The organism is Blautia coccoides (assembly GCF_034355335.1).
Classification (GTDB): Bacteria; Bacillota; Clostridia; order Lachnospirales; family Lachnospiraceae; genus Blautia; species Blautia producta.
Genome location: NZ_CP136422.1, coordinates 6,061,434 through 6,079,795, shown reverse-complemented (window position 1 = coordinate 6,079,795; position 18,362 = coordinate 6,061,434). Strand labels below are relative to the sequence as shown.

The window sequence follows — 18,362 nt, the reverse complement described above, 5'->3', positions numbered from 1 at the left end:
AATCTGAAGAATAAACTAAAACTTATATTTAAGAAGGTTCTGGAAGACTATGATGTATCTATTGATTTATAATTCTTTAGAATAAGAGGTATTAAAAATGTATTGTTGTATTATTTTCTATTATTTAGTAAGAAATGTATGATTATACAAATCTTTAAAAATATTATAGCGGTTTAATACCTGTTCAGTATCATAAGGGGTATAGGTAATTATAACTTAATAGACATTGACAATGGAACTTTTCCCTTAATTATTAAATGTTTTCTTATAGTTTGAGCGGGAAAGTACAGAACTAGCAATAGCAAAAGATTTTTATACTAAAAGATATTATATTAATAAGAAAGGCAATGTAGTAATCCAATACTACATTGCCTTCTTATGTTTCACGTGAAACATTTAATCTAGAAATATATTTAACTGTTCCATAAGAGCATCCGGTGCTTCCATATGAGGAAGATGTTTTGCTCCTTTCAAACTGATTGCCTCAACTGCAGGGTTACATTCTGTATACTGAGATATAATATCTTTACTGTCTCTCTCGGCTTCTCCCTCAATGATAAAAATACTCTGATCAATCGCCTTTAGTGCATGATTTATATTATTGTTGGTATATCTTCCTATCATGCTGGAGAGAAGATATCTTGAACTACTCATACCCTTGTGTGCGGATTCATAATAAGTATCAAGCCATTCGGCAGTCATATTAAAGGGATTATAAAGATACTGTTCTGTAAATAACAACTGAATATTGCTTTGGCAAGTGATCATATTGTAAACTAAAGTACCAAAAACAGGAATCTCCAACAAAAACTTATACAACTTACTTTTTTTGTCAGGAATTTTGTTTAAGGTGCTAAGAGCAGGCGGATTTATCATAATAATTTTACCAAATAAATCAGTTTCATTATGACAAGCCATCAAAGCAAAAGAACCTGAATATCCACTGGTTATAACATCTGTTTTCTCATGAATAACATTCTTTATAAAATCAGAAATAACCTGTACATATAAATAATTTGTATAAGTTATCCTCTGCTTGTCGGATCGGCCGCATCCCAGTAAGTCAATAGTATAAACAGTATGATTTTCAGCTAACTTATCGACAATTTTATTCCATTCATATGCAGAACTATATACCGTCAAATCATGTACCAGTAAAACAGGGGTCCCAGAGCCAGTCTTTTTGTAATATATCTTGCCAAACCGCCAATTATAATAATTGTTAGCTGTGGACTTCAACATTTCTTTCAACACAGCAGTTCCAAATATAAGGCGATTAATCACATATATAATACCTGTAGCAATAGAAAAAAGTATACTTGCTGTAATTAGTTTATGCCTTGATTTTTTCATAAAACCGTCCACCTCCCAAAAAATAATATACTAATATTATAAAACATTAAAGTCAATTATACAAGTTTAAAATAATTGACAGTTAAATACCAATCAGTAGAACTAAAAACAGTTGCAATGCTGATATACTACTTCTAGTGTTAACATGTATATATTAATATATGAAATATAATTATATTAAAAAAATTAATTCCTAGATCAAATAAAAAACTTGTTTTTAAGTGATCTTACTTAATGATGGATAATATTTATTAAAAGTTGTTTTTGCTTTTTTAATATACTAGGTACTAATTCAAGGTATTGATATGATAAACGCACAGATATGTAAATATGATATAAAAAAAGTTAGATGACAAGATGTTTCACGTGAAACATCTTGTTGTTTAAGTTGTTGCTCTTTAGAAAGTATTAAGCTAGGTGTTTTATAAGAAAGATGAGGAAAGTAAAAAAAGAAAAAAATAGAAAAAGTAAATAAACAGAAGAACAATAGTACAATTTATTATTGCTTTCAGTAAGCTGTGCATCACACTTTGTAGGAGATTTTGTTCCAATGAGGGGATGCGTAGCGGGGTGCGTTGACTAAATTAAATCAAATTTTCCACAAGATGGGTGTGCAGATTGTATGAATAAATTTTTAAACACACTTTATGTCAAATGTATTATATCTAACATGTATTATTTAAATTTACATCTTATACAAACATGTTTGTTAGCATTTACGGAAACTTAAAGCACGTCTATACTATAAACAAACATAACGAGCAACAGCAACACTACCAAAGCCGTATATGAAAAACATGCAAATAAAACCAGTATCAAAGAAAAACAGGTTGAGAAGGAGAGGCGGGGCAGAGGGCGGAGGAGAGTGATGTCACAGTAGAGCGTTCGGAAGAGATCCACCTGCCCCAGACACTTAATGAGGAGGCCGCTGCCGACGAATTTAGTGTCTGGGAGCCGGTTAGCTTCCGGACAGCGAAACGCTTCACTCTCCTCCGCTCTCTGCCCCGCCTCTCCTTTTCAACCGTCCGCCCTCACCTATTTTTTCATATACAATATAACCAATAAAATACTAATAAAAAAATGTTTCACGTGAAACATTCTTATGGAAATACTCCACAATTAATGCTATAATAAACACGTATATCATAATAAAAAACAAATTAAAAACTTTTCCACACAGATGAAAAGAGGAGAGTATAATTGGGAAGAATTATAGCTATAGCAAACCAAAAAGGCGGTGTAGGTAAATCTACAACAACCATTAATCTTTCCGCCTGTCTGGCAGAAATGAATCAAAAAGTCCTCATTATAGATATCGACCCTCAGGGAAACACCACAAGCGGCGTAGGCGTAGAAAAGGAGAACCTGGATGCCACGTTGTATGAGCTGCTTCTTGGAGACTGCGATTTATCAGACTGCCTGATTGAAAACGTATTTGAAAATTTATCCATCATTCCGTCTAACGTCAATCTGGCTGGAGCCGAGATTGAATTAGTAGGAGTTGAAGACAGAGAATACTTACTAAAAAATCATATTGACGGCATAAAAGACAAATATGATTTCATTATTATGGATTGCCCTCCATCACTTAATATCTTGACAATCAATGCAATGACAACAGCAGATTCCGTTCTTGTTCCAATCCAATGTGAATATTACGCCTTGGAAGGACTTACACAGCTTATTCACACCATTGAATTAGTACAGGAGCGTCTAAATCCTTCTCTTGTTATGGAAGGAGTAGTATTTACCATGTATGATGCAAGGACAAACCTTTCCCTGCAAGTAGTAGAGAATGTAAAGAGTAATTTGAACCAATCCATCTACAAAACAATAATACCGAGAAATGTCCGTCTTGCAGAGGCACCCAGTTATGGCCTGCCGATTACATTATATGATAAAAAATCTGTGGGAGCAGAGAGTTATAAGCTTCTCGCAGAGGAAGTTTTACATAAGGGGGATGAAGAATGGCAGTAAGAAAAGGTGGACTTGGAAAAGGGTTAGATTCCATGATTCCGGACAGTAGTGCTAAAGTCAAAAAGAAAAATCCTGTGCCCGCACCTGCTGTAAGTACAAATGAAGTTGACATAAAAGATGAAAAATCTGTTCAGATGATTAAAATGTCTATGATAGAACCAAACAGAGAGCAGCCCAGAAAACAGTTTGGAGAAGATGCTTTGCTGGAGCTGGCAGAGTCAATAAAGCAGTTTGGAATCTTACAGCCGCTTCTTGTACAGAAAAAAGGTGATTACTATGAAATTATTGCAGGGGAGCGTAGATGGAGAGCCTCTAAGTTGGCAGGTGTAAAAGAAATTCCTGTTATCATAAAAGAATTTTCAGATCAGGAGGCTGTAGAAATTTCTCTGATAGAGAATATCCAGAGAGAAGATCTGAATCCCATTGAGGAGGCAGTGGCCTATAAACGCCTTATGGAAGAGTTTCATTTAAAACAGGATGCCATTGCGGAGAGAGTGTCAAAAAGCCGTACTGCTGTGACAAACTCTATGCGGCTTTTAAAGCTTGATGAACGTGTTCAGCAAATGCTTATTGATGAAATGATAACAACAGGACATGCCAGGGCACTTCTGGCTATAGAGGATTCTGAAATTCAGATCATGGCAGCTACAAAAGTGTTTGACGAAAAACTGAGTGTCAGAGAGACAGAAAAAATGGTCAAAGAAATTCTGAATCCGGCACCGGAAAAACAGGAAAAACCGGTAGACGAGGCACAAAACCTGGTATATCAGCAGTTGGAGGAAAAGATTAAGCAGATTATTGGTTCAAAGGTAGAAATACACCGAAAGAACAATGATAAGGGGAAAATAGAAATCGAATATTATTCCAAAGATGAGTTGGAACGTATTGTAGAACTGCTGGAAACGATTAGATAAAATAAGGGAGTTGTGAACAACAGATGAGTAGTTTATTAGAAAGCCTTCAGTCTCACTCAGGAATATTGATGGTTTTATTGCTGATCGTAGTAATTATACTGCTGATTTGCGTATTTAACCTTTCATTGGGACTGAACCGGCTAAACAGAAAATATACGCTGTTCATGAAGGGGAAGGATGGACAATCCCTTGAACGGCTGTTTAAAAGAAAATTTGACTTGATCGAGAAATTAGTGCGCTCCACAGATGACAATGGGGAGGAAATTGACAAAATATGGAAAGTAATGGATAAGTCCCTGAACAAATATGGTATTGTCAAATATGATGCCTTTGAGGATATGGGGGGAAAACTTAGCTTTGTACTTGCCATGCTTGACAAAAATAATACAGGTTTTTTGCTGAATGCTATACATAGCAGAGAAAATTGCTTTCTTTACATTAAAGAGATAGTAAATGGGGAATCCTATGTAGTATTGAGTGAAGAAGAGGTGGAAGCACTGAGACAAGCTGTAAACTTCGGCATTTTACAGGAAACAGAATTAGAGGATTGATTATAACGATTCATTTGACTGTATTGTTATGATTAATTATGTAAATAATCATATGTAAAATCATATGTAAATAACGATATATAAATAACGATATGTAAATAACGATATGTAAATAACCATATGTGAATAAACAATAAGTAAATAAACATAAGTAAATAAATATAAGTAAATAAACATAAGTAAATAAGCACATGTAAACAAAGCTGTATAAATAAGATTATGTAAACAATAAAAACGCTAGAAACAACATACAAAAAGCTATATAAACAATATACAAAAGTTAAAATAAAAGTTATGTAAACAAACTAGCGAAAACAGAAGGAGAACAGAAATGTTAGACATTAAATTTTTAAGAGAAAACCCTGATATTGTAAAACAAAATATTAAAAATAAATTCCAGGACAGCAAATTGCCGCTTGTAGACGAAGTCATTGAGCTGGATAAAAGGAATCGTGACATTAAAAAAGAAGTGGAAGCTCTGAGAGCAGAAAGAAATAAAATCTCCAAAATGATTGGCGGTCTTATGAAGGAAGGCAGGAAAGAAGAGGCAGAGGAGGTAAAAAAGAAAGTTACAGCCAATGCTGAAACCGTAGAGCGTCTGTCTGCTGAGGAGAGAGAAGTAGAAGAAAAAATCAAAACCATAATGATGACCATTCCGAATATTATTGACCCATCTGTGCCTATTGGCAAAGATGATACGGAAAATGTAGAGGTTCAGAAATACGGTGAGCCGGTAGTTCCTGATTTTGAAATTCCGTACCACGCGGAAATCATGGAGAGTTTCAACGGTCTTGATCTGGACAGTGCCAGGAAAGTAGCAGGAAACGGATTTTACTATCTTATGGGGGATATTGCAAGGCTTCACTCTGCTGTTATTTCCTATGCAAGAGACTTTATGATAAACAGAGGATTTACTTACTGTGTTCCGCCGTTTATGATTCGCAGCGATGTGGTGACAGGAGTTATGAGTTTTGCTGAGATGGATGCCATGATGTATAAGATTGAGGGGGAAGACCTCTATCTGATCGGAACCAGTGAGCATTCCATGATTGGTAAATTCATTGACACTATTGTACCTGAAGAAGAGCTGCCAAAGACTCTCACAAGCTATTCTCCGTGCTTCAGAAAAGAAAAGGGAGCACATGGACTGGAGGAGCGCGGTGTATACCGTATACACCAGTTTGAGAAACAGGAAATGATCGTTGTATGTAAACCAGAGGAAAGCAAAGAATGGTTTGATAAATTGTGGCAGAATACAGTAGATTTATTCCGTTCTTTGGATATTCCGGTTCGTACACTGGAATGCTGCTCCGGGGATTTGGCAGATTTGAAGGTGAAATCTGTGGATGTAGAAGCATGGTCACCAAGACAGAAGAAATATTTTGAAGTAGGAAGCTGCTCAAATTTGGGTGATGCGCAGGCAAGAAGATTAAAAATCCGTATAAATGGGAAAGATGGCAAGTATCTGGCGCATACCTTAAATAATACAGTTGTTGCTCCACCTAGAATGCTGATTGCATTTCTGGAAAACAACCTGCAGGCAGACGGCTCTGTAAGGATTCCCGAGGCACTGAGACCTTATATGGGCGGAATGACAGAAATAAAATAAGAAATAAATAGAATAAAAAACAGGCAGAATAAGAAACAGGCAGAATAAAAAGCAAACAAAATAAGAAACAGACAGAATAAGAAGCAGACAAAATAAAGCGCAAACAGAATAAGAAACAGACAGAATAAGAAGCAGACAAAATAAAGCGCAAACAGAATAAGAAGCAGACAAAATAAAGAGCTGACAGAATAAAAAACAAACAAAGTAAGAGGCATACAGAGTATTAATAAATATTATGTAAACTAAGTTATGTAAACCTTAACCAGACGGAGGTACGTATTTGCACAGTTATTTAAAATCCATTGGTTTTTCTGGGATTAACGGAAAAAAAGAGGTGGACCGGATTCTTAAAGATGTGATTTCACATTATGATGAGAAGACGGTGATCGAGGACAGAAAAAACCATCTGTTTGCGGAAATCTCAAAAACCTATGGCTGTGATTTTGGAATAACGGTCTGTGGAGAATATGATGAGAATAATGAATTCCAGATGGAATATTATTTTCCCTATTTCCGCGGTACCGGGATTACCACCCAGGAGGATGTGGTAATTGAAAAACATGCGGGAAAAGAATCTTATGCAGGTGCCTGTGATGATGTGAGAATTGGAGTGACCATTATATTTTATCTGCAGAATGCAGGGGAATATCTCACAGAGAGAAGCCATGGGAATTATTCCAGAGGATCCTACGCCATTACCCTTGCGGCTCTGGCTAAGGAGGGAAAGATTCTTCTTCCTGTCACAAAGGATGAAAAGCAGGAAAAAGAAGAGAAGGAAAATACCATTAACCGCAACCGCATGATCGCGGCGGCCCGCAACGGCGATGAGGATGCTATGGAAAATCTCACGATGGAGGATATTGATATCTATTCCATGATTTCCGGAAGAATCCCCAACGAGGATGTGTACTCTATTGTAGATACATATTTTATGCCGTACGGTATGGAATGTGACCTGTACAATGTCATGGGCGAAATTATGGACTGCTCCAGAGTGAGAAATGTCATGACAAATGAGGAAGTTTACGAACTCAGAATTGCATGTAATGATCTGGAAATTGATGTCTGTATCAACACCAGTGACCTGATGGGAGAACCTGAGGTTGGCCGGCGCTTTAAGGGTGTGATCTGGCTTCAGGGAAGCATTCATTTTTGATTATATTTTGAATTATATTTGTAGTTACATTTGCAATTATATTTGCAGTTACATTTACAATTGTGCAGAAGCTGTATTTTGAAAAAACACAGAGTATAATTTAAAACAAAATTAAGATTTAAGAAAATGAGGTATCGGAATTTATTCCGGTACCTTTTTTATTGTCTGGGAAAGTGTATAAGACGCTGCTGTGCAGTAAACAAGGGTATCATACAGGATATGTACTGCTATGTAATGCACCAAAAAAATCTATTTTGGGGTTCGTGGAATTGCATAAGGCAGAGTCAAATACATTGACGATTATGTGCATTCAGCACTATAATAAGTGTATTAACGGGTAAACACGTTGGAGGTTGTATGGATAAGCTATCAGGAAATGAAAACAGTAAAATATATATTATAAATAGTGATTACAGGATTGTCAGCTGCAATGAGGAGCTGAAAAAAACATTTCCTGAACTGGAGTGCGGGCAGATATGTTATGAGGCACTGTGCGACGAAAAGGAGCCATGCAGAGATTGCCCGCTTGCCCGGCAAGCCAGAGACAGTGCTGTCTTCTACAATAAAAAGGTTAAGAAATGGGTGGAGATCAATTCCGGTGCTGTTGACTGGCCGGGAGCCGGAGTATGCAGTATGGTGCTGGCAAAAGAAATAGATGAGGGAAATAAAAGCCTGTTCTTTAATCTGACAAGCCTTACCGCGTATGATGAGCTGTATGAGTTGAATCTTACACAGAATACATATAAAACGCTGTATCAGATGGAGGGAAAATATCCCGCGGTCCCGCTGTCAGGAAGTCTTACACAGATACTTCGGGATACCGGTGACCATCTGATCCACCCGGATGACAGAGAGGAATATTTTGAATTCTGGAATCTGAATGATATCCTGGTAAGAATGTCAAAGGAATCTGCTGAAAATGTGCTGCGGCTGCAGTGCAGAAAAAAAATGCAGGACGGCCGGTACTGCTGGGTTCTCCAGATGGTTGTGCCCCTTCGGTACCAGGTCGGCGGAGATAACATTATCATGTGCTTTATCCAGGATATCAATAACCAGAAGGCAAAACAGATAAATCAGGAGAGGCAGAGCCTGATCCAGGAAAACTATTATGACAGTCTGACAGGACTTTATAAGAAAAATGTCTTTTTTGCCAGAGCGGAGGAACTGCTGAAAAGGGGTGGTGATAAAAAATACTGCCTGATGGCTGTTGATATAGAACATTTTAAAATATTTAACGAATGGTATGGACAGGAGGCAGGGGATAAGTTTCTTGTAAGAGTGGGTGAGTTCCTGAAAGAGGCTCAGGAAAAAGACCATGGAGTTGCCGGATATATTGGTGATGATGATTTTGTGATTATACTGCCGGACAACAAAGATGCTCTGAAATCCCTGCAGAACGATATCCTGCACTATGTAAGGCAGTACGGAGGGAACGCGGGCTTTCTCCCTGCCTTTGGTATGTATGAGATCACAGATACCAATTTACCGGTAAGCACCATGTGTGACAGGGCATCTATAGCGCTGGCATCTGTGAAGGGAAATTATGCAAAGCGTGTTTCCTGGTATGACGCGGCAATGATGCAGAAAATAGAAGAGAACCATTTACTTTTATCGGAAGTACAGAGAGCGCTTACCAACGGTGAATTTGTATTTTACGCACAGCCAAAATGCAATATGATGACAGGAAAAATCATAGGACTGGAATCACTTGTCAGATGGATCCACCCTGAAAGGGGTCTAGTACCTCCAAACGAATTTATACCGGTTCTGGAGAACAGCGGATTTATTGCAAACCTGGATATTTATATCTGGGACAAGGTATGCGGATGTGTCAGAAACTGGCTGGACAGGGGGAACCGGGCAGTTCCTATTTCTGTGAATGTGTCCAGGATCGACATTTATACAGTTGATGTGGTGGCATGTTTCTGCGGTCTGGTGGAGAAATACAGGCTTGACCCTTCCCTCATAGAAATAGAAATCACAGAGAGCGCCTACGCAGAGAATTATAACATCATCAAAGAGACGGTGGAGGAACTGAGAAAGTCAGGCTTTACGGTTTTGATGGATGATTTCGGGAGCGGATATTCTTCCCTTAATATGCTCAAAGATGTGAATGTGGATATTCTCAAAATAGATATGAAATTCCTGGATATGAGTGAAGAAAGCGCAGACCGTGGAGTAGGAATCCTAGAGGCTATATCAAGTATGGCACGCCTTATGGGAATCCGTGTGATCGCAGAGGGTGTGGAGACAAAGGAACAGGTGGATTTCCTTCTTGATATGGGATGTATTTATGCACAGGGGTATTATTTTTACAAGCCAATGCCTGTGGATGTATTGGAACCTCTGCTTGAAGATGTTAATAAAGTGGATTTCAGAGGAATTAAGGCCAGAGCGATCGAGAGATTCCGCATAAAGGATATATTCCGGGAAAATGTGTTCAGTGAGACCATGATGAATAATATTCTTGGGGGAATCGCATTTTACCATGTGTTCCGGGATGAAGTAGAGCTGGTGCGTGTCAATGAGCAGTATTATAGAATAATGGAGACAGATCCCGTGGACCTGGAAGAAAATAAAATGAATATCCTCCGGTATGTCTATGAGGATGACAGGAGCACAATGTTGCATATTTTCCAGGAGGCATATGAGAAGACGGCAACAGGAGCGGGCGGGGAGATCAGACGTCTGAAAGGAAACGGGAAAACCATCTGGCTGCATATCCATGTATTTTTCCTGAAGGAACAGGATGGGCATAGATTCTACTATGGAGCTGTCAGTGATGTGACGATGCAGAAAGAGAGGGAGACTATGCTGGAGTCATCTCAGAGAGCACTCTCTGCTGTTCTGAATGTATCGGAGAATGATGAATCTTTTATGAAACTCACAGAGGATAACAGAAAGACAGCCTCCACCATATTTGCCCAGATGTCTCCGGGAGGCATGATCGGAGGATACTGCGAAGAGGGATTTCCGCTTTATTTTGCCAATTATGAAATGGTCCGTCTGTTGGGCTATGAAAGTTTCGAGGAACTCAAAGCAGCTATCAATGGCTTGGTGGTCAATACCATACATCCGGAAGACAGGAAGCGTGTAGCAGAGGATATAGGAGAGTATTCGCCCGGTGTGGAATATACCACAACGTACCGTATGCCAAAAAGAGATGGGACCTGGTTCTGGACACTGGATAAGGGAAAAATCATACGCGCAGAGGACGGAAGGCTGGCGATCGTCAGTGCGTGTACGGACATTTCAGAGACTATGATGGTACAGCAGCAGCTGGCAGAAAGAAATGCCATGCTTCTTCGTCAAAACCGGGAACTGATGTTTTTGAATTACGATATGCCAGGGGGGTATCATAGGTGCGCGGATACGCCGGAGTACGATTTTCTGTACATCAGTGATAAATTCCTGGAGATGTTCGGATATACAAGGGCTGAGATAGAGGAACGGTTCCAGAATAAATTTATGCGCATGGTACATCCCAATGACCGGCATCTGGTCCTGGACGGCGTGAATTTCCTCAGCAGCAACACAAAACTGCATAACCTGGAGTACAGGATATTGGGAAAACAGGGGTATGTATGGGTTATTGACCAAAGCAGATATATGCATTTTAACGGCACTTCATTTTTGCAGGGAGTAGTCATAGATGTGACGGAGACAGTTGAGCTGAGAAATAAAATGCGTATGCTCATGGAAAATTCTCCGGATAATGTGGTGATGGTCTATTACAAGGACGGCATATTCAGCTATGATATTCTGGGTGACGGACTTTTCAGGGAATTGGGATATACAAAGGAAGAGTATGAAAATCCTTGGAAAAAGGGGCAGGAGCTACAGTTTACAAGAGAGAGGCTGGAGGAGGCCATCAAGTCAGGAAGAAATTATCAGGATACAATAGAACTGAGAATGCCGGACAATATGAAGATATGGCTCAGTGTAGACGGAAGATTTATCGGAGAAAATGAAGAGGGGATCATATACCTGTGCATTTACAAGGATGTGTCTTCGATCAAGAGAAAAGAACATGAACTTTGGCTTATAAGAAAAGAAATCGAGAGTATTCTCCGCCTGGCAGACATCAACGGCTGGGAGTGGGATATCAGGAGAAATCTGCTTACCTTGTCTGATATACAGCATTTAAAGTCAGGAAAAGAGCAGGATACTTCCCAACTGGTAAAAAACTTCCCGTTTTGTTTTCTGGAAAAAGATCGTATTCCGGAGGAATACAGGGGTCAATTTATAAGTATGCTGAAAGAATTGTGCAAAAAGGTATCCGGGGGCAGTGCGGAGTGTATCTTTCCTCTCATGAAAGAAAACGGAGAGGTCATATGGGTCAAAGCAGCAGGAGAATCAATCCGGGATAAGGACGGAAGCCCGGTGAAAGCCATAGGGTATTATCTTGATGTCACGGATCAAAAGAATCAGGAACTGCGGCTTACAAAAATCGCAGAGGTTGATGCCCTCACAGGATTATTTAACCGCCAGACAGCAATACCGAGGATCAAAAAGCATCTGGCAGAATTGAGCAACGGGGAAGAATCCGCTGCGATCATTATGTTTGATCTGGATAATTTTAAATTGGCCAACGATGTGTTCGGACATGCATATGGAGATGAGATGATCTTCCAAAATGCGCAGAAACTGAAGGGATTTTTCAGAAGTGATGACATACTCTGCCGTATAGGAGGAGATGAATTCCTTATATTCTGCAGAAGGATCAAGGACGCTGATGTACATGCAAAGCTTAAAAAGGTGGTAAAAGGTATGATCACTGTCCGCAGTGACGGAGAGCATGAGATTGTATTCTCTGTATCCGCCGGATATGTGATGATACCTGAACAGGGCGTGGAGTTCGATGAACTTTACAGAAAAGCTGATGTTGCGCTTTTCAATGCCAAGATGAATGGAAAAGGTTCCTTCAGAAGGTATGAAAGTGACATGAAGGAAATCAGATATGAACTGGCAATGGATAAGTAGCTTTTGGTTAATGACAGGCATTTAAGGGCAATGCCTGTCATTTCTGACTGCAAAAAACAGTGCTGATTGGAGGATCTTATGAGAAGAGGTAAGATGAAAATTCTTGGAAAGGCAAGAATTTCTGTAAAACTGGCATTTTTGTATATGTCGCTGCTTTTAATATCATGGAGTATCATATTTTTAATCTTTTATCGTGTCAGTGATAAAAATGCCACAGACTCCGCGCAGGCCCTTTCCACTCAGACATTGAACACGGTCAGTAAAAATATTTCAACCCTGATAGACAATACGGCTTATTATTCCAGGATCATTTTGTCCAGCAGCGATATTACAAACGCACTGGAGAAAAAAGATGAGAAGCTGCAGAAGGAAAGCCTTCATCAATTTACTTCACTTGTAGATACGGAAACGCACATCAATGGCATTTATATGTGGGATATGGACAGTCATGGATGCAGTATTGACAAGAACCATGTGAGGATCCTTCGCACAGAAGATATCAGAGAGACAAACTGGTATGAAGAGGTAAGAGAATTGTCCGGGTCTTACTGTCTGAGATTGAATGCAGACCGCGTTCTCACCCAGAGCAGTGCTGAGACCACAGTATCTCTCATGCGGGTCGTCAACAACCCCACAGATTACCGGCCTGTTGGAATCCTGATGATAAATATGGATCTGAACGCTTTTGCGGACAGCTACAGCGGACTGGACCAGAAGAGTATACCTGATATCTATATTCTGGATGATACAGGAAAAATTGTCACATCCCGGGCAGAGACATCCCTTCCCAGAGTAAAAAAAGAGCTGGAAGACGGCAGGAGCAATAAAAAAGTGTTATTTGCACAGCAGGATATTGAACGTATAAACTGGAAGGTACTGGCGGGAGTAAGAATTGAAAACGGATTGGAACAATCCGGGATCGGTGGTCTTATTTTTGCCATGGCTATGATCTTTCTGGCTTTGTTCTGTGGTACGGGCTACTTTATCATGAAACGCTATGTGGCGGATCCTTTGGAGGCCATGGCAGGCTCCATGAACCGCATGAGCGGAAGAAAATTTGAAAAAATCAGGATGTGTGAAAACAGACACAGCACTTTTGGAGAGATGGAGATTCTGGAAAGCACTTATAACAAGATGGTGGATGAGATAGACGCTTTGATCGAGATGGTCTATGAGGAGGAGAAAATTAAGAGAAAGGCAGAGCTGAACGCCCTGCAGGAACAGATGAAACCGCATTTTCTCTATAACACCATTGACGCCATGGGATATCTGGCGCTGAGCGGAAAAAATGAGGAGGTATATGACGCACTGGAGGCCTTTGGCAGTTATTACAGGATACTGCTGAGTAAAGGAAGGGAAATGATCTCTGTCCGGGAAGAAGCGGAGATGGTAAAGGATTATCTGGAACTGCAGAAATTGCGGTACGGTGATTCCCTGCACTATGTTCTCAATGTAGCACCGGAAATACAGGGAACCTTTATCTTAAAGATGGTACTGCAGCCTTTGGTTGAGAATTCAGTCAATCATGGAATACGTCCAAAGGAAACTCCGGGTGTGGTATATGTGGAAGGCATAGAGGAGGACGGATACCTGAAATTTACTGTGGAAGATGACGGTGTGGGTATGGATGAGGATAAAATAAGAGAGCTGAACAGAGAGAACATAAGTACCAATGAAAAGAGTTTCGGGTTGAGAGGGACCATAGAGAGAATGAGGATATTTTACGAGTCAGATATTGATTACACGATCAAAAGCACAAAAGGCAGGGGTACCACCATTGTATTGAGAATACCTGTCTGCTATGAAGGAGATGAGGGGCATGATTAAAGTTCTGCTTGTGGAGGATGAAGTGGGGACCAGAAATCTTCTCAGGATCATTGTGAATTGGGAAGAGTTTCATATGAAAATTATCGGAGAGGCGCCCAATGGCAGGGAGGCGCTGTTCCGCATACAGAGAGAGCTTCCGGATTTGGTAGTGACAGATATTAAAATGCCCATTATGGACGGTATTGCTTTGGCGGAGGAGATCATGGAAAAATATCCATCGGTGAAGGTCATCATTGTGACAGCATATGATGATTTTAAGTATGCGCAGAAAGCACTCCGGGCAGGCGCGGTGGACTTTATTTTAAAGCCCCTAAAGCGGCAGGAGGTAAAGGATGCTCTTTTGAGAGTGGGCAGGCAGATTGAGACTGTTGAGGAGGATGCAAAGGATGTAATTGAACAGATACGTGATTATGTAGAGGAAAATTATGCCCAGAGCAGCCTTTCTCTTTCAATGACAGCGGAGAAGTTTTATCTGAACTCCAGTTATTTAAGCCGGGCATTCAGAAAGAAGACGGGAATCCCTTTTGTGGAGTATCTGAACAAGGTCAGGATCGAACATGCCTGTGATTATCTGAAATCAGGAAACTGGAAAGTATATGAGATTGCTGAAAAGGTCGGAATTCCGAATCCGGACTATTTCAGCCGATGTTTTCGGAAATATATAGGAATGTCTGTCAATGATTATAAAAAGAGTAAAATATGTGAGGATTAGGGTAAAAATTCTGGGTTCAGAGTCAGGAGAATATTTTCTATACTGTAACCGTAGCAAGCGATAAGCCATAAGAAGCTATAGTATGTATCAGGAGGAAAAGAAAATGAAGAGGAAAATGGCAATTCTTTTATGCGCAGGTATGGTAATGAGCCTGTTGGCAGGCTGCGGCGGCAATGCAGGAGGAAACGGATCCTCAGACAGCAAAGAGAATAAAAGTGAAGAGGCTTCTGATAAGAAGTCCGGGGAAAAGGTAAAGCTTACATTTTGGAAATCCCCCCATTCAGACCGGGAAGATGACATATGGGCCGGTATGATCGAGGACTTCAACAAAGAAAATCCCGATATTGAGGTGGAATTCCTGAATGTTGCATGGGATTCTGTTGTAGAGAAAGAAACTGCGGCATTCTCAGCAGGCAGCGGCCCTGATATCAGTTTCCAGACAGAGCAGTTCCCGCTTTATGCCAAGAATGGATATCTTCTGTCTCTTGATGATTATGCAGATGAGGAAAAGTTATCCGGTTATCCGGAATCCGCCCTGGAATATTGTTCTCATGACGGAAAACTAATGGGTATACCGTTTGTGGCATTGAACTCAGTTATGTTCTATAACAAGGATATGTTTGAGGAGGCGGGAATTACTAAGGTGCCTGAGACATGGGAGGAGCTGAGGGAAGCTGCTAAAAAGCTCACCCAGGACAAGAACGGTGACGGCGAGACTGACCAGTGGGGCATGATGTATGAGATGGATGACTATTGGCAGCCTTTGAGTTATATTATTCAGGCCGGAGCTGATATGTGGAATAAAAACCTGACAAATATCGGATTTAATAATGACCAGGGTGTAGAAGGACTGACTTTCTTTGATCAGCTCTATCATGAGGATCAGGTAGTCCTCCCCTTGGAGAAATATACCAACAGAGATGAGGAGCGGGCTTATTTCTATAATGGACAGGTTGCAATGTTCCCGCAGCAGATACATTATACAAATATAATCAAAGAGGCTTCGGATATTAATCTGGGAGCATTTGCCCTTCCAAAAGGACCGGCCAGCGATGAGGAGCACGCCAAATGGAATTTTGCCAACATTGGTATGCTCTCCATCTCCAGCCAGACAAAATATCCGGATGAGGCATGGAAATTTGTTGAATACATTACAAGACCTGAGGTTGAGAAAATATATCTCTCAGAAGTCGGTTTCTTCTCACCGCAGCTTGCTACCAATGACATGATGTATGAAGGGGATGAAATTATGGCTGTTGCGGCAGAAGGGATCAAGAAGCTTCAGGTAAGCCCGGCTTCTGATTATGCCAATGCAATGCTTCAGAATCTGAAGATCATGTACGAAAATGTTGCAAGGGGTGAGAAATCACCTGCAGATGCCATCCAGGCCATGTATGATTCCATGAAGGCGATCAGCGGAGAATAAGTTCCGGAACTGAGTTTTGGTCTTTAAAAGGCCGGATAGAAAGAGGGGTTTTTGCAGTGAGGGATTGAATCTGCATTGCAAAGGCCCCTCTGCCGTTTGGGAGGATGGTGTATTTATTATGAATAAAAGAAAATGGAAAGAATATGCTGTGTCCTATAGCTTTTTACTGCCGTTTGCGGTATTCTTCATTGTTTTTACAATAGTACCTATAGGATATGTATTTTATCTCAGCCTGCATGACGGTAACTTTCTGCAGGCACAGTTTGAATGGGTAGGGCTGAAGAACTTTAAGGATGTTCTGCAGACACCGGATTTTCAGAACGCGTTTAAAAACACCTTTATTTATATGCTCATAGAAGTTCCGGTGAGCCAGTTCCTTGGAATATTTTTTGCACTTCTGATCAAGAAAAAAACAAGGCTGAGCCATGCGTGTGAAGTTGTTTATTTTCTTCCCATGCTGATATCCATGGTGGTTGCCAGTGTTCTGATCTCTTATATTTTATCAAATAACGGTCCTCTGAATATGTTGTTTCAGGTGTTGGGCATGAAGCCTATCAGTTGGCTGAACGGCAGGTTCAGTGCAAAAATGGCAGTTATGATACTGGAACTTTGGAAGGGCGGAACCTTTTTTGTCTTTGTTTATATGTCGGCAATGCGTTCACTTCCTGCGGATTGTCTGGAATCCTCCAGGATCGATGGGGCTAATGTGGTGCAGGAGACTATCTATGTGGTTCTTCCCCTTATCAGAAACGCTATCATTCTGTGCGTGACTATGAATACGATTTGGCAGTTCCAGATATTTGAATCTGTGTATATGCTCACAAACGGAGGACCGCTGGGAGCCACACAGACTGTCATTTACGAGATATACCAGTACAGCTTTAAATATTACAGGGTGGGATTCGGGGCAGCAGCCTCGCTTGTATTTCTGCTTGTGATCCTGCTCATATATGGACTTGAAAATCTGCTTTTAGGTGAAAGGGATAAGAGCAAGAGAAGGGGGAAAAAGTATGAACAGATACAGGGTTAAGAAAAGAGTTTTTTCCTTTCTGAAAGCGTTTATGCTGCTTTTGCTGGTGGTCATCATCGCGTTTCCATTCTGGCAGCTTATTGTATCCTCTATGCTGGATACTAATGCTATAATCAGTTATCCGCCGAAGTTCTGGCCCAGCGGAGGCTCTCTGAGTAATTATACAGAGGTATTGAAAATGCAGAGCGGGGCTTATCTGCGCTGGATGCTGAACAGTATATTTGTTGCGGGCAGTAATACGGTGCTGGTAGTGCTGGTGGCATCCATGGCCGGGTACGCGTTTGCAAAGAGAAAGTTTCCCGGATCCCGGGTTTTGTTTAATGTGGTTGTGGCCACGCAGATCATTCCCAGTGTGACCACATTGATCCCGCTGTTTCTCATTGTCTCTAAGCTGGGATGGGTTAATACATATAAGTCCCTGATCTTCCCGGGTGTGGCAAGTGCTTTCGGAGTCTATATGATGACACAGTTTATGAAGGATATTCCGGATTCTCTTCTGGAGGCGGCAAAGATAGACGGGTGCAGTAATTATGGAACATTTTTTAAGATCGTGCTGCCCATAACGGTACCGCAGTTGAGCCTTCTGGCAATCTTCAATTTTACGCAGCAGTGGGGAAGCCTGACCTGGCCTCTGATCACCGTGAATGAGACTATGATGAAGACACTTCCTCTGGGAATTGCCTCCATGAAGGATTTAAACGGAACGCTGACGGGAACCATAATGGCAGCGTCTATGATAAGTTTTATCCCTCTGCTTATTGCATTTATTTTTGCAAGTGATAAATTTATAGAAGGAATGACATTAGGAGCTGTGAAAGGATAAA

At 40.5% G+C, this 18,362-nt stretch carries 13 protein-coding genes; 12 read left to right on the top strand and 1 reads right to left on the bottom strand.

Annotated features, from left to right (window positions below):
* Positions 1–396 precede the first annotated feature (396 nt).
* Positions 397–1,353 carry an alpha/beta fold hydrolase gene (locus BLCOC_RS27210; protein ID WP_018594796.1) on the bottom strand — a complete coding sequence of 319 codons (957 nt, stop codon included), beginning with the start codon at positions 1,351–1,353 and terminating at the stop codon, positions 397–399.
* 471 nt (positions 1,354–1,824) lie between these two features.
* On the opposite strand from BLCOC_RS27210, the gene BLCOC_RS27910 reads away from it, so the two are divergent.
* From BLCOC_RS27910 to BLCOC_RS27155, 12 genes are all read left to right on the top strand, one after another.
* Positions 1,825–1,932 carry a DUF6783 domain-containing protein gene (locus tag BLCOC_RS27910; RefSeq protein ID WP_465220623.1) on the top strand — a complete coding sequence of 36 codons (108 nt, stop codon included), beginning with the start codon at positions 1,825–1,827 and terminating at the stop codon, positions 1,930–1,932.
* A gap of 621 nt (positions 1,933–2,553) precedes the next feature.
* Positions 2,554–3,330, top strand: coding sequence for a ParA family protein (locus BLCOC_RS27205; protein WP_029471024.1), 777 nt, complete (start codon positions 2,554–2,556; stop codon positions 3,328–3,330).
* Positions 3,321–4,244 (top strand): ParB/RepB/Spo0J family partition protein, encoded by a 924-nt coding sequence (locus tag BLCOC_RS27200; RefSeq protein WP_029471025.1) that lies wholly within the window; start codon positions 3,321–3,323, stop codon positions 4,242–4,244. The genes BLCOC_RS27205 and BLCOC_RS27200 overlap by 10 nt, the downstream gene beginning before the upstream one ends.
* Positions 4,245–4,267: 23 nt before the next feature.
* On the top strand, positions 4,268–4,795 hold the full coding sequence (locus BLCOC_RS27195; protein WP_026255415.1) for a DUF4446 family protein: 528 nt from the start codon (positions 4,268–4,270) through the stop codon (positions 4,793–4,795).
* Between the two features lie 331 nt (positions 4,796–5,126).
* Positions 5,127–6,404 carry a serine--tRNA ligase gene (gene serS, locus BLCOC_RS27190; RefSeq protein ID WP_029471026.1) on the top strand — a complete coding sequence of 426 codons (1,278 nt, stop codon included), beginning with the start codon at positions 5,127–5,129 and terminating at the stop codon, positions 6,402–6,404.
* Between the two features lie 280 nt (positions 6,405–6,684).
* Positions 6,685–7,560, top strand: coding sequence for a DUF3881 family protein (locus tag BLCOC_RS27185; RefSeq protein ID WP_018594791.1), 876 nt, complete (start codon positions 6,685–6,687; stop codon positions 7,558–7,560).
* Between the two features lie 357 nt (positions 7,561–7,917).
* A complete protein-coding gene (locus tag BLCOC_RS27180; RefSeq protein ID WP_115623968.1) occupies positions 7,918–12,543 on the top strand; it encodes an EAL domain-containing protein in 4,626 nt (1,541 codons plus the stop codon).
* A gap of 78 nt (positions 12,544–12,621) precedes the next feature.
* Positions 12,622–14,370: a sensor histidine kinase gene (locus BLCOC_RS27175; protein ID WP_115623967.1), complete on the top strand. Its 1,749-nt coding sequence runs from the start codon at positions 12,622–12,624 to the stop codon at positions 14,368–14,370.
* A complete protein-coding gene (locus tag BLCOC_RS27170) occupies positions 14,363–15,082 on the top strand; it encodes a response regulator transcription factor (RefSeq protein WP_165907238.1) in 720 nt (239 codons plus the stop codon). Before BLCOC_RS27175 ends, BLCOC_RS27170 begins: the two co-directional genes overlap by 8 nt.
* A 103-nt stretch (positions 15,083–15,185) precedes the next feature.
* On the top strand, positions 15,186–16,508 hold the full coding sequence (locus BLCOC_RS27165; protein WP_029471031.1) for an ABC transporter substrate-binding protein: 1,323 nt from the start codon (positions 15,186–15,188) through the stop codon (positions 16,506–16,508).
* Positions 16,509–16,626: 118 nt separating this feature from the next.
* Entirely contained in the window at positions 16,627–17,538 is a 912-nt protein-coding gene (locus BLCOC_RS27160; protein ID WP_115623964.1) for a carbohydrate ABC transporter permease, read from the top strand.
* Entirely contained in the window at positions 17,519–18,361 is an 843-nt protein-coding gene (locus tag BLCOC_RS27155; protein WP_115623963.1) for a carbohydrate ABC transporter permease, read from the top strand. Before BLCOC_RS27160 ends, BLCOC_RS27155 begins: the two co-directional genes overlap by 20 nt.
* Position 18,362 lies beyond the last annotated feature (1 nt).